A 19,849-nucleotide genomic window follows, 5' to 3' on the forward strand; every position below is an offset into this window, starting at 1 on the left:
GTGTGCATATGGCCGGAGCGTGTGCTTTTGTGGTCTCAGTTCTTGCGGAGCAACAGAACAAGGTTGCTGCCCAGTACTTCTCGGACCAGTGGGACACGCATGATCCACCAGAGTCGGCCCGGCAGGTAGCGGGGGAAAGCGCGCAGCAGGGTGGCCTCACCAGCCGGGACGGACTCGGCCCACCGCATACCATCAGCGGCTGTGACCTTGAAAAGCGATGTGCCATAGAGATTCTTGGGCGGATGGCCGTGCTTGCGTGTGTACCATCGCGCTGCGCGAGCACCGCCGACGTAGTGGGTCAGGCCCATCTCGTGACCGCCGAAAGGCCCGTACCAGAGGGTGTAGCTCAGCAGGACGAGTCCGCCGGACCTGGTCACCCGCAGCATCTCTTGGGCCATGGTCCACGGATCACGCACGTGCTCTGCGACATTCGACGAGTAGCAGACGTCGACGACACCGTCGGCGATCGGCAAGGCCATGCCCGAACCACGGACACTGGCGCGCTGGGGAAGCCCCGCAGCGTGCATCTCGGTGGGGTCGGGTTCGACGGACACGTAGTCGGCGCCGCGGGCGCGGAACACCTCGGCGAAGTACCCGGGACCACCGCCGACGTCCAGCACGGTGAGGCCCCGCAGATCCGTGCCGCTGACATCGAGGTGGAGTGCCTCGATGAGTTCCACGGAGTCATCCGCCAAGGCGCCGTAGAACCGATCGGGATCGGGCTGTTCATACCGGAAGTGGTTCAGCAGGCGCACGGACCGAGATACGGACGCCCGCTGCTGCGCTCGGCGGGTGGTTCCTCTCACCGGGGACACGTTACTTCGCCACCGCCCACCCGTGGCCTGGAGCGCTGTGCCCGCTACCCTGGCTGGCAGTGAAGAACGCGACCGACACCACCGGGCCTGCACCTCTGCGTGAGGTGCTGTTGCTCTGTTGGCGCGACAGCGACCACCCGCAAGGTGGCGGCAGCGAGCGCTACCTGGAGCGGATCGGGGCCGAGTTGGCCGGTAGCGGTGTCCAGGTCACGCTGCGCACGGCGCGCTATCCGGGATCGGCGGCCTCAGAGGTCCGCGACGGCATCACGATTTCTCGGGGTGGGGGTCGCCTGGGCGTGTATCCGTCAGCGCTCGCGGCGATCGTCGCGAGTCGGTTCGGTCGCGGTCCCCTCGCAGGTATCAACCCCGACGTGGTGATCGACACCCAGAACGGCATCCCTTTCTTCGCGCGTTGGGTCGCGGGTGCGCCGGTGGTCGTGCTGGTTCACCACTGCCACCGGCGGCAGTGGCCGGTTGCCGGAGCGTTGCTCGGCAAGGTGGGGTGGTTCATCGAGTCGACGATGTCGCCCTGGGTGCATCGACACTCGCAGTACCTGACGGTGTCGTTGCCATCGGCCGAGGATCTCGATGAGATGGGGATCGGCCCCGAGCGCGTTGCGGTGGTGCGGGCCGGCACAGATCCCGTACCGGAGGTGGAGTCGGACGCGGCCGGTCCGATGCGGTTGTGCGTACTCTCCCGGCTGGTGCCCCACAAGCAGATCGAGCATGCGCTCGAGGTCATGGCGCGGCTGTCAGGGACTCATCCCGATGTGGTTCTCGACGTCATCGGAGGCGGCTGGTGGTCGGAGCAATTGCACCTGCGTGCAACAGAACTGGGTGTCGACGACCGCGTCGTCTTTCACGGTCATCTCAGTGAGTCCGACAAGCACAGGGTGCTGGCCGGCGCCGCCCTGCACGTGATGCCGTCACGGACGGAAGGGTGGGGGCTCGCGGTGGTCGAAGCCGCAGGACACGGTGTTCCGACCATTGGCTATCGCTCCTCGCGGGGCCTGACCGACTCCGTCATCGACGGTGTCACCGGGGTACTCGTCGACGACATCGACGAACTCGCAGCCGCCACAGCACAATTGCTCGACGATCCAGCGTGGTGTCGCGAGCTCGGCGAGAAGGCCAATCGGCGTGCCGAGGGGTACTCATGGCCGGTCGCCGCATCAGGTGTGACGCATGTGCTGACCGAGGCCGCAGCGGGGCGTCGGGTGTCCGGCCTCGTCCAGGGCTGACTCAAAGGTTCAGCGCTGCGCCGGGTTTCACCTTGAAGCTCGGCATGTCCTCCAGGGACACCGTGGCCTCGTACGTCCGGTCATAGCCCGTCGCACTGATCTTCCAGCCGTCGGCGGTGCGGCGGTAGCGGTCGTTGTAGAACGCAGCGCCGAAGAGCATGAAGTTGAAGTCGGCCACGATCACGCGATCTTGCAGATACCAGCGTCCTGTCGCCTCGTCGCCGTCGACGACGATCTCGGGATGATCGACCCGATGCTCGGTGATGATGGCCGCACCCAGAGACGACTTCATGAACTCCACCAGTTGGTCGCGGGTGTTGAACGACAGACTGTCGCCGTAGTCGCCGGTGACATCGTCGGTGAGGGTGTCTTCGAACTCATCCCACAGCTTCGTGTCCAGGGTGCGGAGGTAGCGGTATTTGACCTGCTTGATGGCTTCGATGTCGTCCACTAGCTGAGCCTCTTTCGGTGCGCTGATCGGTGCGCCCATTTCAGCACAACGGCCACAAAACCATTGGCGATCAAAAGAACCCACCAGAGGTGAGCGATCCATACGAGCGTCCGATCGGTCGCCGATGCCGCGTACGTTCGCGGTTCCGGCACCCGGTGGACCCGCAGGTCGTCGCCTGCGAACACCGTGTCGAGTTGGGCAAGCGTGCGGTCTGCGGCACCGACGGCATCGGAATTGCCCTCGATGAGAACCCAGCCGACGCCGAGGTCGGCCAAGGTGCTGGGATCGGCACCCGCCACCAGCGCAGCTTCGGCGCGGGCGGCCCGGGAATCCGCGGCATCGACGCTGCGGCCACCGACGACGAGCTCGCCGGTCTGCAGAACGTCGGCGCGTAGGAGTCTGGGTGCGGGGTCGAGGGAGACGTGTCCGGTGAATCCGTACTCCCGGTTCATCCCGGTGGGCAAGATCAGCACGTCGCCCTGTCCCGCTCCGATCGTGTCGGACACCCGCTGCCATTCAGCCGGATAGGTGCTCGGGGTCAGCGTGTTGCCGACACCCCAGGCAAGGTCGGGGAGTGGTGCCATGATGAGCGCCGCGGCGATCACCGCTGCGAATGCCCGTGGCACGAAGCGGCCGAGGGTCTGGATGGCCGCTGCTGCGGCAAGGGCGTACAGCGGCGCCGCCAGCGCGACCCACTTCTGGGTGTCGCGCAGCAGACCGGCACCGGGGATCACATCGACCAGCCATTCGAGCGACGCGATGCCCGGTGGGGTCGCGGCCAGGACGACGAGGACAACCGCAGCGAGACCGAGCCAGGCCACGCTGGTGATCACCCCGTTGCGCCGGCGCCGATACAGCGTCGGCAGACCGGTGGCCACGACCAGGAGCAGCAGTGTGGTGGCGACCAGGGCCCATCCCGAGGTCCGGCTGGCGGGCACGGCGTCGGCGTTCCAGATGCCACCCAATCCGAGCACTGATCCGGCCGTTCCGAGCAACGGTTCGGCCCGGGCGGCGAACGCCGCCACGGATCCCGGATCCGAGGTCGTGGCGCCGCTGCCGAGGATCACGGCAGTCAGCCAGGGTAGAGCGCTGAGGACCCACACCCCCAGTGCGATGGCTGCCATGCGGAGGCGTCCGGACGCCAAGGCCGGAATGACAAGTGCTGCCAGCAGAACGCACGCTGCGAGCAGTGAGCCGGTCGGTGTGAATCCGGCAACCGCGAGCCAGCCACCCAGCATCGACCAGTGGGCAAACGAGTTGTCGCGGCGTACCAGCACCGCACAGACGACGATCCAGCCGAGGGCTGCGTATCCGAACAGCAGGCTCCACTGACCTTGCAGGAGACGTTCGGCGACATATGGATTCCAGGTGGTGATGACGACGGCAGCGAACATTCCGGGTGTTCCCGAGGCGGGTATCGCGAGCCGGGCCAACCTGCCGTATCCCACTCCGGCGAGCAGCAATGCCGCGAACGTCAGCACCTTCACCGCGATTCCGCCATCGATCACCTGGGAGACCATCGCGATGAACCAGTCCTGAGGGACCGCACGAGGTGCACTGTCTCCGAGCCCCAACGCAGAGTCGGTGGGGTAGGAGCGGGGTGTGCTCACCATGTCGCGGATCAGCAGATACCCGGGCCGGAAGATCGGCGCGAGGACGAGAAGTGAGAGCCCGGCGCTGGAAAGCCACAGGGTGATCCACTGCCTGCGGGTCATCGCGCCACAGCCGATCGTGCCCTTACGGTCGCCCACCGTGCCTCTTCCGCGATCGAGTGGGCCTCTATCGCGGGAGCGACTGTTCCGGCGGCACGCTCGACGACGGTAAGGGCACGCTCGGCGGGGTTGCCCCAACGGTAGGGCCGCCCTGACCCCGCGAGCGGAGCGAGCAATTTCAACACAGCACGCGCGCGAGGCGGGTGACTGCTTCGTGGATCATCGGAACCGGGGTTTCGCCGAATGTCAGTCGCAGGTGCGAGTGGTCGGACTCGGATGGAAACCACGGGGCGCCTTCGCCGACCAGCACACCCTCGGCGCTACCCGCGGCCGCGACATCGCGGTCGTCGAATCCTGCGGGCAACGTCACCCACAGATGCATGCCGCCGTGCGGGATCGCCGGGATCTCGACCTGCGGGATCAGCCGGCGCAGCGCTCCCACCAGGGCATCGCGTCGTTCTCCGAGCGCGCGACTGACGTGCCGGTTGTGCCGCGTCCAGGCTGGTGAGTTCAGGAATTCGACGGCAGCTTCTTGCACCGGACCCGACACGTAGAAGTCGTCGAGGGTCTTGGCCGCGCGCAACCGCGCGAGCGCCGGGCCCCGGGCGCACAGGGCGGCCACGCGCATGCCCGGCCCGACCGGTTTGCTCAACGACCGGATATGGACGATGTGGCCGTTCGGGTCACGGGATGTCAACGGGGGCGGCGGTGTCCGGTCGATACCGAGATAACGCGCGTAGTCGTCCTCGATCACGAACATCGAATGTTTGTGCGCCAGTTCGAGAATGTCGTCGCGTCGCGAGTGGGACAGCGTGACGCCGCTGGGGTTGGAGAACGCCGGCTGCACCACCAACAACCTGCTGCCGGTCCGCGTGATGGCGTCGGCGAGCAGGTCGGTGCGGATGCCCCGTTCGTCCATCGGGACGGGTATGACGTCTGCGCCGTGGCTGCGGGCGATGGCGACGGTGCCTGTGTAGGTGGGGCTTTCGACGATCACCGGCTCGCCGGGCCGGACCAATGCGCGGATGGCGATCGACAACGCGCTCTGCCCACCCGCGGTCACGATCACCTCGGAGGCGTGGATGCCGTCGATCTCGGACGCGAACCAGCGCCGGAGTTCGGGGCTGCCCTCCAAGGGGTACCGACCCCAGCTGTTCGACCGTTTGAGGGCCCGCGACATCGCCGCGTTCAGTGCGGCTGTCGGCACCAACTCGTCGTCGAGGTACCCACCCTTGAGGCGGATGACGTCCGAACCCGGAGTTCGCCAGAGATCCAGGGTGCGTGACAACTCGGGCGGAATGCGTGAGCCGAGGACCGACTCCTGCCAAGACGTGTCTGCCGGGACCCGCGGGGCCGGTGGCGCAGCGACGAAGGATCCGGCGCCCGGACGCACGTCGACGAGCCCTTCGGCGGCGAACTCGGACAGCACGCGCTGAATCGAGTTCGGAGAGACGCGGTGCTGTTCCTGCAAGAGGCGTACCGACGGCAGTCGCGTCCCCGAGCTGCTCTCCGATATCAAGGATCGGAGGGTTTCGCGAAGCACTGTTACTCCGCTATCGTTATCCATGAACGCCAAAGATAACAGTTCAACTGTTTCTCGGATAGCAGATAACAGTCGCCGCGGGGTGTCCGCCCGCGCAGGCATCCTGCTCGGCGGACTCGGGGTACTGGCCTTCAGTTTCTCGCTGCCTGCCAACAAACTGGCGGTCGCCGGCATCGATTCGTACTCGATCACTGCATGGCGTGCCGCGCTCGCTGGACTGCTCGCGCTCGGTTACCTGCTGATGGTGCGTCCCACCATCCCCTCCGGGCGAAACCTCGGCGCACTGTTGTGCTCCGGCTTCGGTGTTGTGATCGGCTTCCCGCTGTTCTCCTCGTTGGCGCTCGAGACCATCGACGCATCGGCCGGCGCCGTGGTGCTTGGCCTGCTTCCGGCGCTCACCGCAACCTTCGCCTCCCTCCTCGCGGGCGAGCGCCTGCCCTGGAAGTTCTGGTTGGCGACCGGCGCAGGAGCGCTGGTGCTGGTCGCCTACCTCCTCAGCACGAGCCCGTCGGGATTCTCCGGATTCACGCTGGAGTGGGGACATCTGTGGATGGTCCTGGCCACTGTCAGCGCCGGATTCGGGTACGCGGTCGGAGGAGCGCAGGCCAGGCAGATCGGTGGAGCTCAAAGCGTGTCGTGGGCCCTGGTCCTGCTGTTGCCGGTGTCGATACCGGTGTCGATCGTGCTCGGGACGAGCGGCACTTACGAGTTCACCGGATCGGTCATCGCCGGGATGGTCTACGTCACCGTCATCTCGCAGTTCCTCGGCTTCTTCGCCTGGTACGGCGGGCTGGCGCGCGGTGGGATCGCGCGCGTCGGTCAGATCCAGCAGATCCAGCCACTGATGACGATCGTGTGGTCGTCGCTGCTGCTCGGGGAGCGTCCCGATCCGTGGATCTACGCGGTCGGGGTGACGCTCGGCCTGCTGGTGTGGGTTGCCCAGCGCGCCCGGTTCCGCACAGCAGTCGCATCTGCACCGACACAGGAGGCCAACGGCCTCGTCGACGACATCGACACCCTCCCTCGACTGCAAGCAGTACTTCCCCTGAGACACTGAGCGCCATGGCGAGGGTGATGGCTGGCGTGGGCGGTGTCGCCGCCGGCACCATGGTCGCCAACATCTGCGGCTACCTCATCCACCTGCCCGCGGCCCGGTGGCTCAGCGAGAGCTCCTACGGAGAGTTCGCCGTCCTACTGCAGACGATGCTGGTCCTCGGGGTCCCGGCGTTGGCTCTGCAGGTGGTGATCGCGCGGGAAGTCGTGCATGGGCGTCCGATCGCCGACCTGGTGTCGATCACGATTCGGACAGCGGCCGCAGTGCTGGGGGCCGCGGTGATCGCCGTCCCGATCGTGATGTGGATCGCCGACACCGGCCTGGCGTCGACCATCGCCGCGTTCGCGACCGCGCCGCTGCTCGTCCTGATCTCCGCGGGCCAGGGCATTCTGCAAGGTCGGCAACAGTTCTCGCTGCTGTCGTGGGTGCTGGCCGGCGTCGGCGCTGCGCGTACGGTGCCGGGGATCGTCGTCATCGCTGTCGGTGGGAGTGCGGCGGGTGCCCTCGCCGCGACCGCCGTCGGCGCCGCGGTGTCGGCTGCCGGGGTCTGGGTCGCAGTGTCGCGGACCGGGTCGGAACCAGACCGGCACCCAGGTACCCGGGCCATAGCGTTGACGATGGTCCTGCGGGCGTCGCAGGTGCAGCTCGTCCTCATCGCACTCTCGTCGGTGGATCTGCTGCTGTCCCGACCGGTCCTGGGAGAACAGGACGCCGGCGTCTACGCGCTGGGGACGATCGCGACAAAGGCTGCTTTCTGGCTGCCGCAGGCCATCGGCGTGGTGTTGTTTCCACAGTTCGCGGACACTGCCCGCTCGTCGGCGGCGCTGCGAACTGCCGTCGGTTGGTTGCTCGCGATCGCCGTGACGGTGGTCGGCGGGGCCGCGATTCTCGCGCCGCTGGCCCCGGTCTTGGTCGGCGACGAGTACCGCGCCGTGGTTCCGATCCTGTGGATCTTCGCGCTCACCGGCAGTGCGCTGTCGATCCTGCAGGTCGGTCTGCTCGCGGCGATCGCGCGGGACCAGACACTGATCGCGGCACTGAGTTGGCTGGTTCTCGTCGTCGAGGTCGTGATCATCGTGGCCTGGGCGCACAGCATCACCACGTTGGCCCTGACCGCGGCAGGATGCGCGGTCATCGGCACCGCACTGACCCTCGTTGCCCTGAGGTTCAGCACATCGATGACGCGCCGCCGGCTCTCGGGCAGTCGTACTGTGGATGCATGAGCATTCGTCTCGGTTACCAGATCCCCAATTTCTCCTACCCCGGCGGCAACGTCGCAGACCTCTTCCCGACCGTCATCGCCCAGGCACAAGAAGCTGAAAGTGCCGGATTCGACACGGTTCTCGTGATGGACCATTTCTACCAATTGCCCGGTATCGGGTCTCCGGACGAGCCGATGCTCGAGGCGTACACGGCGCTCGGGGCGCTCGCTACCGCGACGTCGACCATCAATCTGTCGACCCTGGTCACCGGCAACACGTACCGCAACCCCGCGATGCTGGCGAAGACCATCACCACCCTCGACGTCGTCAGTGGCGGCCGCGCGATCCTCGGCCTCGGCGCCGGTTGGTTCGAGCTCGAACACGACGAGATGGGTTACGAGTTCGGCACATTCACCGAGCGTTTCGAGCGTCTCGAAGAAGCCCTGCAGATCATCGAGCCGATGCTGCGCGGCAAGAAGCCCGAACTCGACGGCAAGTGGTACCAGGCGCACGGAACCCGCAACAATCCCCAGTTCCGCACCGACCTGCCGATCATGCTCGGCGGCGGTGGCGAGAAGAAGACCTTCGGGATGGCAGCGCGCTACGCCCAGCACCTCAATGTCATCGCCGCGCCCAGCGAGCTACCGCGCAAGCTCGAGGCACTTGCCAAGCGCTGTGAAGAGGCCGGCCGAGACCGTTCGACGATCAAGACCAGCTTTTTGGCGACGGTGTTCCTCGATGCGGACGGCGACAAGGCCCGCGCCGAGGTGGTCAGGCGTATGCGTGCGGGCGGCGTCGATCACGACTCGGTCAGTGCCGACGACTGGGCGAAGGCCACCGAACGGTTCTTCGTGGGATCCCCCGACGAGGTTGCCGCCGACATCAAGGCGCGTGTTCTAGACGCGGGCATCGACGGTCTGACCATCAACATGCTGCACAACGGGCACGAGCCGGGCAACATCACGCTCGCCGGTAAAGCCTTGGCCCCGTTGGTGAACTAGCTCCTCAACGCACAAACCCACTCGTTCCGGTCACACCCAAGGGTCCGAGACCTCTGGATGTGACGGGAACGGGTGGGTGTGCGGTCGAGCTGGGATCAGGGTCGGCGCCAGGGTTCGTCACCGTCGCGGCGAGGGCCCTGATCTGAGGGCGGATCCTGTTGCGGCACAGTCCAACCTGGATCGCGAACCGGCGGCTGGTCCTGCTGTCCGATGCTCTGCTGATCGAGGTAGGGATACTGGTCGCCGACCTCGGCGAAGCCGTCCTGATTGTGACCTGCGAAGCCGTCCTGAGGGTGGTCGGCGAAGCCGTCGCCGCGGTTGTCCCGCACTGCGGGGATCTGACGCGTCTGGTCCGGATCGAACGGCGCCGCGGGAGGAGGGCGGTTGCCCTGATCCCCACCTCGGTACTGCTTGATCAGATCGGTCCGCTGCTGCTCGTCTGGATCGGACGGGTTGTACGGCGAACCCGACGCCGGGGCGGGTGTGCTCGGGCCGCGGAGCAGCAGCCACACGCCTGCGGCGAGCAGGACCACTCCGAGGATGCCGGCGCCGATCGGGATCCAGCGCCCCCACAGTTTGATCGGACTGTCGAGGTCTTTGGCGTCCGCGGCGAGCTGTTCCTGCGTGCTCTGGGTGTAGGAGAAGACGACGTCGAGCGCGGTCAGCCGGTAATCGAGCATCGCCTGCGGCGAGTCGTCGCTGACGTTGAGCTTGAACTCCTGCTTGATGTGTTCGCGCTCGTTGATGATGGTGCCGCTGACCGGATCGACGTAGAGGTCTCGGGTCGTGGTCTGGATCAGCGAGGCCGGTAACCGCTCGTTGTTGCGGTACCCCTCGAACCCGCCGTACCAGCCGGCAGGCTGATCAATCGAGGTACCGGCGAGCTGCTGGTCGTTGGCATCGGTGAGGGTGCTCAGGTCGGTCTCCGGGACCTCCTGGGTGAAGTGGTAGGTGTTGACGCCGTTGATCTCGGTCTCGTCGACGAACTGCAACGGATTCGTGGTGCGGCTCGGTAGGTCGAAGTAGGTATAGGTCTTGCCCTTGTCGACACCGAACGGGAAGCGGTACTGCAGTCCCTGGCGGTCGGGGAGGCTGACGCTGTTCTCGCCGGCGTCGACCTGGACCTCGGACTGCCCACCGCCGCTGATCTGCGGTTCGGCGGTGGTGCGGTTGGTGGTGATCCGGTCGCGGGTCGCGGTGAGAAGCGCTGTCATGCAGTCATTTCCACCACCCTGAGCCGGTGGGGTCACGGTCTCGTCACCGTCGGTGTACGAGTCGATCCGGATGGAGTTACCCGCCTGGAAGGTGACCTTGTTGGCGTCGGCGGGGTCGACGACCAGCACCCGCTGCTGTTCGGTCAACTTCGCGTCCGACACCTGCGGTCGCGGCTCGTCGAGTGAGCAGCGGTTGAAGATCTTCGCGGGCAGCGCATCAGAGGCGGACACCCCCTGCTGACCCTGGCTGTCGGCGACGCTGGTGATGTCGAGATCCATGGGTGTCTTCTTGAGCGTCCCCACGTAATAGAGGGGGAGCGCGATGGCCACCACGATGAGCAGAACGCCGAAGAAGATGGCGACCGGTCCCGCGAGGTCCCTGGCAGACATCCGAGGCCCTGTTGCCATACGTCGGGTACTCCTTCAGATCTTGAGTCGGTGCAGCGGGCAGTTAAAGCGAGACTAACAGCCGAGGTCGTCGCAGCCGGGCACTCAGCTCGGCCCTCTCCACCGGTACATTGGCTGACCATGCGTCCCCAGCGGCAGGCCGGCGCCCCGGCTGCCTTCGTGCCTGCGCTCGAAGGCATGCGTGCCCTGGCGGCTGTTGGGGTCATGACCACCCACGTGGCCTTCCAGACGGGCGCAGTGGACGGCAGTGTCCTCGGGGCGATCTGGGGTCGCTTCGACATGGCCGTCGCCCTCTTCTTCGCGCTCTCGGGGTTTCTGCTGTGGCGTCCGCACGCCGCCGCCGCGCACGATCCTTCGCGCACGCCCCCCGGCGTGATCCGATACCTGCGCCATCGCGTCGTGCGCATCTGGCCCGCGTATGTGGTGGTCGTGGTCGTCGTCCTGATGTTGCTGCCCGACGCCCGGCCCGCCGACGCCACCGTGTGGCTGGCGAATCTGACCCTCACCCAGGTCTTCGTGCCGCTGACGTTGACGGCCGGACTGACCCAGATGTGGAGCCTGTCGGTCGAGGTCAGTTTCTACCTGGCGCTGCCGCTGTTCGCCTGGCTGCTCGTGCGGTTGCGCGGGCGACGAGCGCGGTGGCGGATACCGATGTTGTCCGCTGCGGCCGTGTTCAGCCTGGGCTGGGCCTGGGTCGCCGACGCGCTGCCGCTGGCCGCCGGGGTCGAGGCCAAGAACTGGCTGCCGGGTCATCTGCCGTGGTTCATCAGCGGGCTGATCCTGGCCGAGCTGGTGGTGTCGAGGTCCGGGGGTGTCGTCGCGAGGCTGGGGTCGCGGCCCTGGTGGATGGCAGGCGTCGCGGCGGGGGCGTTCGCGTTGTCCTGCACCGAACTCGCCGGGCCCACCGGGTTGGCCCCGCTGGCACCCTGGCAGTTCGCCGTCAAGATGGTGCTGGGTGCGATTCTCGGTTTCGCGTTGCTCGGACCACTGGTTCTGGGGCCACCTCGGACTCATCGGATCCTGGACTCGGCGCCGATGCAGGCCCTGGGCCGGTGGTCGTATGCCATCTTCATCTGGCACCTCGCGGTCCTGGCCGCGGTCTTCCCGTTGGCCGGCGTCATCCCGTTCTCCGGTTCGATGGTGGTGGTCTGGTGTTTGACGTTGCTGCTCACGATCGGGGTCTCGGCGGCGAGCTATTCGTGGATCGAGGATCCGGCACGACGGTGGCTGCGTCGCTCCGAGCAGCGCGCTGCGTCAGCGTCGACGACGGTGCAGGTTCGCCCGGATCAGCCATCGAGGCAGTCCGATCGCATGCCACGCGACGAGTACGACCGCCAGCAGAGCCGGTAGCTGTACCCACCAATCCCAGCCGTTGTACCCGAGCGATGACCGCCACGGTCCGGCAGCGAGCCCGAACGTGGCGGCGGTCATCAACGACGCCACGAGCGCCGGAGTCCGCTGCTTTCCGCGCAGCGAGCGGGAGACGAGAGGTGCCGCGGTGCTCGTGATGGCGACTACTGCTGCCACGGCCACCGCGATCGGACCTGTGAGCAGGTAGACCACCGCGCCGAGCAGCAGCGGTAGCACTGTGCGGCTGTCGAACGGCCGAGCCACCGGCAACGACACCGACGTTCGCCGGGCCGGGACGAAGGTGCAGAGCAGCAGTAGCGCCAGCAGGGCGAGTCCGCCTGCGATCGCCCACCGGTAGGGCTGATCGAGCGGGAAGGTCAGATCGATGGCGCCGGCAAAACCTGCCGGAACAATCCAACCCTGCTGCCAGCCATTGACGACGATGGGCTGCAGTTCGTCGTCTCCGGCATGCGCCTGCCACCCGGGATTGGTGCTCTCCGGCACGATGAGTACGCGCTCGCTGCTCTCACCGGCGACCGTGACGCTGCGATCGGTGGCGTTCCACCTGTTCACGGTCACCGGTGTCGGGGTGGCACTCGGTGAGGGGTCTTCGTCGCCGAGATCTGTAGCCGTGAGCTCGACCCCGGCCACGGTGAACGCCGGACCGGGGTTGACCGCGAGTTCCTGCTCACCGGCGGCAAGGTCGACGGGCCGTTGGTCGCAGGCCTGTGCACGGATCGGTGCTCCCGACGCGAGGGCCGCTGCGGTGGTCTTCAGTGAGAACCGCTGCACGCTACCGGCAATGGTCAGACCCGGCCCGTCGACACAGGAGACCTCGATCGGGCGGTCGGGGTCCGGCGGGGTCGGCACGCCCCCGAGGACGGTGATCTCGGAGATCCCGGACGGGGCGATGGCGGCGAATCCGAGACTGTTGACGTCGAGGACCTCATCCTTTTCGAGGACGGTGATCGAGATCGTCGAGGTGAGATGGGGATCGAGCGCGATCCGTCCGTCGGCGGGGATCGTCCGTACCTGGCGTCCGTTGCCGAGATCGATCCCCACCGTCACCGGTCGCGCCGGGAATTGGCCAGTGGGGACGGTGATCTGGAGTCCGTCGACCTCACGCGGACTCGGCAGCGTGAGTTCGATTGTCGGCCGCTCGGCGCCGGCACCGCTGTCGCGGGCCACCCAGGTGGTGCCGGGGTCGCCATCGACGGCCGCGCCGGCGTTGCCGCGGGGGTCGATGCTCGCCGACGGCGCGGTCGCGACGATCTGATCCTGGCCGGCCAATAATCGATTGAGTTCCTCGGAAGGGTTGGCGGTCAGTGTGATCGAGGGTTTCACCGTCACCGGGCTCGGCACCGACAACACCCGTCCGAAGATCCCGGGCTCTTCGGGCGCGAGTCCCAGTGCGCCCGAACATCGCGTGACGTCGCGGTCGGGTACACACGCGTCACGCCCGGGTAGTTCGGGGGCCAGTGCCCACCCCGCGATCTGTTGACCGGCCACCAATTGCGGCAGTACGACCCGGTGCCGAATGGGCAGCGTCCGCGCCTGCGTGGCATCGCGGAGCTCGATCTCCGAGATCGCGAATTGGTTCCCGGCCGTCCCGTTGTCGGTGCCGATGGCCCTGATCTGCACCCATCGGGTCGGACCGCTGGGCGGCACCACGGACGTGGGCTCGCCCGGGGTCACGCCGGTGGCCACGGTGCTCCCGGCCTCGGTGGTGATCAGCAGCGTACTGACGCCGGCGCCGAGTGCCTTGCCGACGGTGACGTCGAGGGCCAGCCGCTCCCGTGGTCTGGTGAAGTCGAGCTGCAACCACTGTCCCACTGCGGAGTCGAGTCCGCGGCTGACCCACGAGGTGTTCGGGTTCCCGTCGAATGCGGCCGCCGGTGAGCTACCAGGAGCACTCTGCCCCAGTTGTGTTGCATCGGAGGCGGACCCGGATGCACTGACAGACAATTGTCCGGGCTCACCGTCGAGCAGCCACTCGCCCTGGACCAGTGGCTGCCCGTCGACCGGGTAGTCCGTCGCGGCGTTCTGGGTCAGTCGTGGATCTCCGGGCGCGCGGATCGCCGAACTGTGGTCGTCGACGCGCCCGAAGTCGATTTCACGGTCGGTGGGGGTATCGGTGACGATCAGTGGTGCATCGGGGAGTCCGGCCCGCTGCGCATCGGCCTGCAGGAGGACGGGTCCCAGGGGTGGACGACCGCTCAGCGCCGCTGCATTCTGTAGTGGTGCAAGGGTTTCAGGTCCACCTGACACCCGGGGCATCTGGTTCAGCGGTACGGTGGCAGGCCGGGTACCGGGGAACGCGACGTCAGAGTCGACCTGAAAGATCTGCACTGCAGGCATCGTCGGACGCAAGCCGTCATCGGAGACGACGTCGTCGATGCGCGGCGGACCGACCTCGGGTCCGAACTGCGCAACCGGTGTCAGACCCGGCGAACCCGCAATCGCATTGTGGGCCAGGATCGGTCGCGCAGACCTCGAGGTGGACGGATCGAGGTCGGCGCGTACGACCACGTATGAAATACCCTGCTGGGCAAGCGTGGCGGCGAGGCCGGGGAGCGGTCGTCCGGCGGCGATCGCCCGCTGCACCGAATCCAGGGCCCGGATGGCGCCGGGCGGTGTCAGCGGGATGGCATCGCGCACCGCCCACGGTTCATCGGCGAGCACCTGCAGCGGTTCGTCACGGGTCAGGCCCCAGGTCTGGTTGGCGAAAGGGGAACCGGGGACGACCAGGGCGCGCCGATTCTGGTTCGCACCATTGTCTTCGAGCCACTGGGCCGTCTGCTTCCAGTACGACGGGATGGAGCTGTAGCTGCCCGGGGCTGCGAGGGAGGCGGTCCAGACCATGGAACCTGCGGCGAGCGCGGCCACCAGGACCACGATCGCGGCCGACACCGGCCGAGAACGCTCCGGGTGGGCGAACGCGCGGCCGGTACCGCGCCAGCCGGCGACGTCTGGGGTGGGGACGCGGGCAAGCAGGTGAGCGATGCCCAGTGCCAACGGGATCCGGATCAGCGGATCCCACTTGTGGACGTTGCGCAAAGGTGCGCCCGCGTCGTCGAGGAACACCCGCACCGACTCCGAGAGCGGCGACCCGAGCTGCCCGGGATAGCCGAGGCAGATCATGAGCAGCCCGATGATCACGATGGTGATGAGTCGACCGCGTCCGGGCATGGCCCGCATGGCGAGCCCGGTCAGTCCTGCCGCCGCGAGCAACCCGGTGGAGAGCACCGCAACCGGCTGAGTGACCAGGCTTGCCCCCGCGACCCGTTCCGGTGAGACGAACGGTGTCCAGGCGCTGGTCCCGCGCAACACCTCGGTCAGGGACACCCATTCTGTTGTCACCCGGGAAGATTCGATGAAATCCAGGAACGGCGGGCTGACGCGGGACAGGATGAGCAGCGGGACGACCCACCACAGGCATGCCGCCGTCGCCCCGAGCGCCCACCACCCGCCGAATCGCAACCAGCGCGCGGCCGGTCTCTTGATCGGGGTGTGCAGCAACCACCACAGTCCGGCGACCGACGCCGCGGCAAGTGTTGCGACCGCGTTCACCGCGCCCATCAGCGCCAGCGCGCAGGCAGATTGGAAAGCCAGCTGCCGCAAATTCTTTCGCGGCTCGCTGTGGTTCAGTGCGACGACGACGGGAGCGAGCACCCACGGGGCCAGCATCACCGGCAACGTCTCCGAGGAAATCGATCCGATGGTCGTCAGGACTCGCGGGCTCGCGACAAAGATCACCGCGGCGAAGATCCGGGACCACCGCGAGCCGACACCCACTGCGTCGGCGAGGCGGACGAACCCCACGAAGCCGACCCACAGCAGCAGGGCCCACCACAGGCGCTGGGTCACCCAGGGCGGAAGCGTGAGCAGGTCGCCGACAGCGAAGAAGGCCCCATGCGGGAAGAAGTAGCCGTAGGCCTGATTCTGCACCTGGCCGAGCGGTGCGATGGACGACCACAGATGCGCGGCGCGACCGAGAAAGCCGAGAGGGTCGGAGGTGAGGTCGAGTTTGGTGTCGGCGGCGATCAGGCCGGGCGATTGGGCGAATGACGCCACCAGCGCCCACAGAGCTGCAAAGAGCAGTCCCCGTTTGGTCAGTTTGTGACTCCGGCGTTGTCCCTGGTGCCGTAGTCGACCGAGCCCTGAACGAATCCGCTGTCGGCGTTGAAGCTGTTCACATCGGTTGCTGGCTTGTCCTCGGAGGTCAAGACGCCACCGAGGAACACCGCTCCAATGGCCACGACCACGCCGAGGAGGCCGGCGACAGCGCCGGCGATCAGGCGGTTGTTCATCATGGCTGCGAAGTTACCACCCGGGCCTTGCTCTTCCGGTCAGCCGCCTTCCGGCCGGCGACGGCGCCCTCGCCGCGGCGGGCACACCCGGCCGGGACCACGAGTACCGGGCGGTGGCAATGCTTCAGTACGTGCTCGGCAACACTGCTGTGCAGTAGCGCTCGCAAACCCGATGAACCGCGGGTTCCCGTGACGAGGATGTCGACCTCCAGGGTGTCCGCGGCATCGACCAGTGCACCCCAGACAGTCGTGTCGACCTCGGCGAGGCGGCCCTCGGCAGCCAGGCCCGCCGCCCGGGCCCGCGCGACGCCTTGGGAATTGCGGGTACGGGCGTCGACATGCAGTGCGTCGTCGATGTCCTGGTCGACGACCGAATGCAGCACGGGCTGCATCCCGCCCGACAGCGCGGACAGACGGGCGCTCTGGTGGACTCCCGATTCCCACGCCGTCACGACATAGGCGCGATGGGAGGCCAGAAAACGCCCCGCGTAGTCGATCGCGCGATCGGCGTTCTCGCTGCCGTCGTAGGCGATCATGATCGTGTCTTGGTGGGTGTCACCGATTTGACCGGACATGGCTTTTCCTCCCGCAGGGGCTGAGGGCTTCGAGGATACCCGGCAAATGTAACGTCCGTCACATCAGTGGCCCGTGCAAGACTCGACGCATGTTTTTCCCCGTGCAGTCCTCTCGTCGTGCCTCCCGTCCTGGGCGGTCGAGATGTCTGGCCGTGCTGACGGTGACGGTGGCGTCCGTGCTGGCCGCGTGCAGTAACGGTGACGGGGGTCCGGAGATCCCGCCGACCTCGGCCTACTCCAGCAGTACGGCTTCGAGTGTCCCGGTGTCGTCGTCGCCTGCGGTGACGCCGGTGTCGTGCGGGGAGGACGAACTCGAGTCGATGAGCCTGCGGCGCAAGCTCGCCCAGCTGCTGGTCGTCGGCGTCACCGGCACGTCGGATGCCCTGGACGTCGTGCAGACCGAACAGATCGGCGGCGTGTTCATCGGTAGCTGGACCGATCTGTCGATCCTGTCCGACGGCGGCATCGAGACGGTGCAGGACGCGGCAAAGACCCCGGTGATGGTCACCGTCGATCAGGAGGGCGGCCGGGTGTCGCGGCTGTCGTCGCTGGGAATCGACAGCCCGTCGGCCCGAGAACTCGCCCAGACCGAGACTCCGGCGCAGGTCCGCGCGCTGGCGAAGGCGCAGGGTCTGAAGATGAAGGAACTCGGGGTCACCGTCGATTACGCACCGGTGGCGGACGTGAGCGATGAGTCCACCGACGACGTGATCGGCGACCGTTCGTTCAGCGACGATCCCGAGGTCGTGACCCAGTACGCGAACGCCTATGCCCACGGCCTCCAGGATGCAGGCATCATGCCGGTGTTCAAGCATTTCCCGGGCCACGGTCACGGATCCGGCGACTCACACACCGGCACCGTCGCGACCCCGCCGCTGGACGAGCTGCAGGACGACGATCTCGTCCCGTATCGGTCGCTGATCCAGCCCGGCGTCGGGGTGATGGTCGGACATCTCATCGTCCCGGGTCTGACCAAACCCGACACCCCGGCGAGCATCAGCGAACCGGCGATGTCGTTCCTCCGCGAGGGCACCGGCTACGGCGGCAAGCCCTTCGACGGTCCGATCTTCACCGACGATCTGTCGGGCATGGCGGCCATCAGTGCCAAGTACGGCATCGAGAAGGCCGCGACCCTCGCGCTGTCCGCCGGCGCCGACATCGCGCTGTGGCTGTCCACCGACAAGGTGCCCGCGGTGCTCGATACGTTAACCGCGGCCGTGAAGGCCGGCGAGTTGCCTGCCACGCAGGTGGACGAGTCGGTGGTGCGGGTGCTCCGGGCGAAGGGCGTGCTCGACTGCTGACCTGCTCGACCCCGCGAATGCGGCGACGATTCCCCACTTCGGGAACCCGAAACTTACCGGCTGGTAAGGTAGTCCGGACGTCCATGTGTCCAGAAACTGGCAGGAAGAGTGGTTGTGGTGGCCGGAGGAACGAAGCGCCTACCGCGCGCCGTGCGCGAGCAGCAGATGCTCGATGCGGCCGTACAGGTGTTCGCCGCCAACGGCTTTCGTGAGACCTCTATGGATGCCATTGCGGCACAGGCCAGCATCAGCAAGCCGATGCTGTATCTGTACTACGGGTCGAAGGACGAACTGTTCGGCGCCTGTATCAATCGGGAGGGTGGCCGCTTCATCGAGGCGATGAGCGCCGGCTTCGACCCGAATCTCCGGCAGCACGATCAGGCCCGCACCGTCATCTACGACTTCTTGCGGTACGTCCACGACAACAAGGAGTCGTGGCGGGTGCTCTATCGCCTCGCCACCGGCCAGGCCAACTTCGCAGGACTGGTCGCCGCCAGTCGGGCGCGACTGATCGAGATGGTCGCCGACCTGCTTCGCCGCGGGACCACGGTTCCGCACCCGAGTGACACCGACTTCGAACTGATGGCCGTCGCGCTGGTCGGTGCCGGTGAGGCGGTGGCCGACCGGATCTCCGAAGGGGACATCGACCTCGACACCGCGGCCGACCTCATGGTCTCCATGGGCTGGCGCGGCCTTGCAGGCGACCGCCCCTAGCATCCGAAAATGGTGGGTTTTGGCGACCTCCACCTGGGGAAATGCTCGCCAAAACCCACCAATTCCGGGATTACCGGAGTGTCGCGGTGAGGTGCGGGTAACCCTTTTTCGGGTTGAGCACCGAGATGTCGAACGCGCCCGATCCCGCGCCCTCGACCGGCTTGGTGTAGACGTTCACCGTCGCGGGCAGGATGACCGGCTTACCGAACCGCACGTTGTACGTGACCTTGCCGTCGAGTCGTCCCTCGACGTTGGCCACCACGCGCGCGGCGGTCCACATGCCGTGTGCGATGGCCCGGGGAAAGCCGAACGCCTTGGCGCCCAGATCACTCATGTGGATCGGGTTGCGGTCGCCGCTGGCTGCCGCGTACTGCCGGATCAGACCCAGATCTGCCTTCAGCTTCGCGTCCGGGGGCGGGGGCCGATGGTCCTTCGGGGCCTCGGGCCGCGGTCCACCGGACAGGCTGGTGCGCTGCTGACTCAGGAACGTCGCGGTCTGCCGGGCGACCGGCTCATGGCCGACGGCGAACTCGGAGATGACGTCGACCAGCATGCCCTTGCGGTGTTCGCGGAGGTTCTCCGCATGCGTGGTGATGGTCAGCGGCTCGGTGACCCCGATCGGCCGGTACCGCTCGATGGTGTTCTCGATATGGACCGAACCGATGGCCGTGAGCGGGAAGTCGCCTGCCACAAGCAGTTTCATGACCAACGGGAACTGGAGGACGAACGGGAACGTCAACGGGAGCGTGTCGCCGAACCGCTGACCCGTCGCGGCGCAGTACGCGGCGAGCTGGTCGAGGTCGACCTTCACGCCGGACAGCGTCAGCTCGGTGTCGGGAAGAGTGGCGTCAGGAGACACCTTTCCCGACTTGCCGACCACCGGGAGCATCCCGATGATGGCCCGCCGGTAGATGTCGGCGGTCCCGGGGAGCTCTTTCAGTGCAATGGTTTTGGCCAT

Annotated in this window: 16 protein-coding genes; 7 read left to right on the forward strand and 9 right to left on the reverse strand. The window is 67.1% G+C overall.

The genetic code is table 11. The annotated features are described in order from the left end of the window. Nucleotides 1-35: 35 nt before the first annotated feature. A complete protein-coding gene (locus tag J3S28_RS01810; RefSeq protein ID WP_207836670.1) occupies nucleotides 36-815 on the reverse strand; it encodes a class I SAM-dependent methyltransferase in 780 nt (259 codons plus the stop codon). Nucleotides 816-910: 95 nt separating this feature from the next. Between J3S28_RS01810 and J3S28_RS01815 the strand changes: the two genes are divergently transcribed. Further along, nucleotides 911-2,056 (forward strand): glycosyltransferase family 4 protein, encoded by a 1,146-nt coding sequence (locus J3S28_RS01815; protein WP_207838081.1) that lies wholly within the window; start codon nucleotides 911-913, stop codon nucleotides 2,054-2,056. Nucleotide 2,057: 1 nt separating this feature from the next. Here J3S28_RS01815 and J3S28_RS01820 read toward each other — a convergent pair whose 3' ends face one another. The 3 genes from J3S28_RS01820 to J3S28_RS01830 all read right to left on the reverse strand — a co-directional run bounded on the left by J3S28_RS01820 (nucleotide 2,058) and on the right by J3S28_RS01830 (nucleotide 5,762). Beyond that, nucleotides 2,058-2,507 carry a nuclear transport factor 2 family protein gene (locus J3S28_RS01820; RefSeq protein ID WP_207836685.1) on the reverse strand — a complete coding sequence of 150 codons (450 nt, stop codon included), beginning with the start codon at nucleotides 2,505-2,507 and terminating at the stop codon, nucleotides 2,058-2,060. Further along, nucleotides 2,507-4,258 (reverse strand): MmpA family trehalose lipid delivery protein, encoded by a 1,752-nt coding sequence (locus J3S28_RS01825; RefSeq protein ID WP_307796751.1) that lies wholly within the window; start codon nucleotides 4,256-4,258, stop codon nucleotides 2,507-2,509. Before J3S28_RS01825 ends, J3S28_RS01820 begins: the two co-directional genes overlap by 1 nt. A 139-nt stretch (nucleotides 4,259-4,397) precedes the next feature. After that, on the reverse strand, nucleotides 4,398-5,762 hold the full coding sequence (locus J3S28_RS01830) for an aminotransferase-like domain-containing protein (RefSeq protein ID WP_207836694.1): 1,365 nt from the start codon (nucleotides 5,760-5,762) through the stop codon (nucleotides 4,398-4,400). A gap of 82 nt (nucleotides 5,763-5,844) precedes the next feature. Here J3S28_RS01830 and J3S28_RS01835 point away from each other — a divergent pair, with 82 nt between their 5' ends. Genes J3S28_RS01835 through J3S28_RS01845 form a run of 3 tightly spaced genes read left to right on the forward strand, consistent with a single transcriptional unit; the run spans nucleotide 5,845 to nucleotide 9,019 of the window. After that, nucleotides 5,845-6,819 (forward strand): DMT family transporter, encoded by a 975-nt coding sequence (locus J3S28_RS01835; RefSeq protein ID WP_207836696.1) that lies wholly within the window; start codon nucleotides 5,845-5,847, stop codon nucleotides 6,817-6,819. Between the two features lie 5 nt (nucleotides 6,820-6,824). Further along, nucleotides 6,825-8,039, forward strand: a complete 1,215-nt coding sequence (locus J3S28_RS01840; protein ID WP_237340920.1) for a lipopolysaccharide biosynthesis protein — start codon at nucleotides 6,825-6,827, stop codon at nucleotides 8,037-8,039. Beyond that, nucleotides 8,036-9,019 (forward strand): LLM class F420-dependent oxidoreductase, encoded by a 984-nt coding sequence (locus J3S28_RS01845; RefSeq protein WP_207836699.1) that lies wholly within the window; start codon nucleotides 8,036-8,038, stop codon nucleotides 9,017-9,019. The genes J3S28_RS01840 and J3S28_RS01845 overlap by 4 nt, the downstream gene beginning before the upstream one ends. 95 nt (nucleotides 9,020-9,114) lie before the next feature. Here J3S28_RS01845 and pgfA read toward each other — a convergent pair whose 3' ends face one another. Continuing rightward, on the reverse strand, nucleotides 9,115-10,641 hold the full coding sequence (pgfA, locus tag J3S28_RS01850; RefSeq protein WP_207836712.1) for a cell envelope lipid trafficking protein PgfA: 1,527 nt from the start codon (nucleotides 10,639-10,641) through the stop codon (nucleotides 9,115-9,117). Nucleotides 10,642-10,761: 120 nt separating this feature from the next. Between pgfA and J3S28_RS01855 the strand changes: the two genes are divergently transcribed. Continuing rightward, nucleotides 10,762-11,991: an acyltransferase family protein gene (locus J3S28_RS01855; RefSeq protein WP_237340921.1), complete on the forward strand. Its 1,230-nt coding sequence runs from the start codon at nucleotides 10,762-10,764 to the stop codon at nucleotides 11,989-11,991. Here the strand turns inward: J3S28_RS01855 and J3S28_RS01860 are convergent. The 3 genes from J3S28_RS01860 to J3S28_RS01870 are packed head-to-tail and all read right to left on the reverse strand — an operon-like array spanning nucleotide 11,896 to nucleotide 16,876. After that, nucleotides 11,896-16,065 (reverse strand): alpha-(1->3)-arabinofuranosyltransferase domain-containing protein, encoded by a 4,170-nt coding sequence (locus J3S28_RS01860; RefSeq protein ID WP_307796753.1) that lies wholly within the window; start codon nucleotides 16,063-16,065, stop codon nucleotides 11,896-11,898. The two genes, J3S28_RS01855 and J3S28_RS01860, sit on opposite strands and share 96 nt — an antisense overlap. Before the next feature lie 38 nt (nucleotides 16,066-16,103). Continuing rightward, nucleotides 16,104-16,304: a DUF2613 domain-containing protein gene (locus tag J3S28_RS01865; RefSeq protein ID WP_084839348.1), complete on the reverse strand. Its 201-nt coding sequence runs from the start codon at nucleotides 16,302-16,304 to the stop codon at nucleotides 16,104-16,106. Then, on the reverse strand, nucleotides 16,301-16,876 hold the full coding sequence (locus tag J3S28_RS01870; RefSeq protein WP_237340922.1) for a universal stress protein: 576 nt from the start codon (nucleotides 16,874-16,876) through the stop codon (nucleotides 16,301-16,303). The genes J3S28_RS01865 and J3S28_RS01870 overlap by 4 nt, the downstream gene beginning before the upstream one ends. A gap of 89 nt (nucleotides 16,877-16,965) precedes the next feature. Between J3S28_RS01870 and J3S28_RS01875 the strand changes: the two genes are divergently transcribed. Together J3S28_RS01875 and J3S28_RS01880 are read left to right on the forward strand one after the other, a co-directional pair. After that, entirely contained in the window at nucleotides 16,966-18,177 is a 1,212-nt protein-coding gene (locus tag J3S28_RS01875) for a glycoside hydrolase family 3 N-terminal domain-containing protein (protein WP_207836714.1), read from the forward strand. A 117-nt stretch (nucleotides 18,178-18,294) separates the two neighbouring features. Continuing rightward, nucleotides 18,295-18,891 (forward strand): TetR/AcrR family transcriptional regulator, encoded by a 597-nt coding sequence (locus J3S28_RS01880; protein WP_084839608.1) that lies wholly within the window; start codon nucleotides 18,295-18,297, stop codon nucleotides 18,889-18,891. A gap of 70 nt (nucleotides 18,892-18,961) precedes the next feature. Here J3S28_RS01880 and J3S28_RS01885 read toward each other — a convergent pair whose 3' ends face one another. Beyond that, entirely contained in the window at nucleotides 18,962-19,849 is an 888-nt protein-coding gene (locus tag J3S28_RS01885; protein WP_207836716.1) for a MaoC family dehydratase, read from the reverse strand.

It is taken from the genome of Williamsia soli, from assembly GCF_017377795.1.
Lineage (GTDB): Bacteria > Actinomycetota > Actinomycetes > Mycobacteriales > Mycobacteriaceae > Williamsia > Williamsia soli.

What these genes read in the sequence shown, in the direction of transcription:
- J3S28_RS01840 (WP_237340920.1), top strand. Translation starts at nt 6,825, where the DNA reads ATGGCGAGGGTGATGGCTGGCGTGGGCGGTGTCGCCGCCGGCACCATG.
- J3S28_RS01845 (WP_207836699.1), top strand. Translation starts at nt 8,036, where the DNA reads ATGAGCATTCGTCTCGGTTACCAGATCCCCAATTTCTCCTACCCCGGC.
- pgfA (WP_207836712.1), bottom strand. Translation starts at nt 10,641, where the DNA reads ATGGCAACAGGGCCTCGGATGTCTGCCAGGGACCTCGCGGGACCGGTC.
- J3S28_RS01855 (WP_237340921.1), top strand. Translation starts at nt 10,762, where the DNA reads ATGCGTCCCCAGCGGCAGGCCGGCGCCCCGGCTGCCTTCGTGCCTGCG.
- J3S28_RS01865 (WP_084839348.1), bottom strand. Translation starts at nt 16,304, where the DNA reads ATGATGAACAACCGCCTGATCGCCGGCGCTGTCGCCGGCCTCCTCGGC.
- J3S28_RS01870 (WP_237340922.1), bottom strand. Translation starts at nt 16,876, where the DNA reads ATGTCCGGTCAAATCGGTGACACCCACCAAGACACGATCATGATCGCC.
- J3S28_RS01875 (WP_207836714.1), top strand. Translation starts at nt 16,966, where the DNA reads ATGTTTTTCCCCGTGCAGTCCTCTCGTCGTGCCTCCCGTCCTGGGCGG.
- J3S28_RS01885 (WP_207836716.1), bottom strand. Translation starts at nt 19,849, where the DNA reads ATGGCCAAAACCATTGCACTGAAAGAGCTCCCCGGGACCGCCGACATC.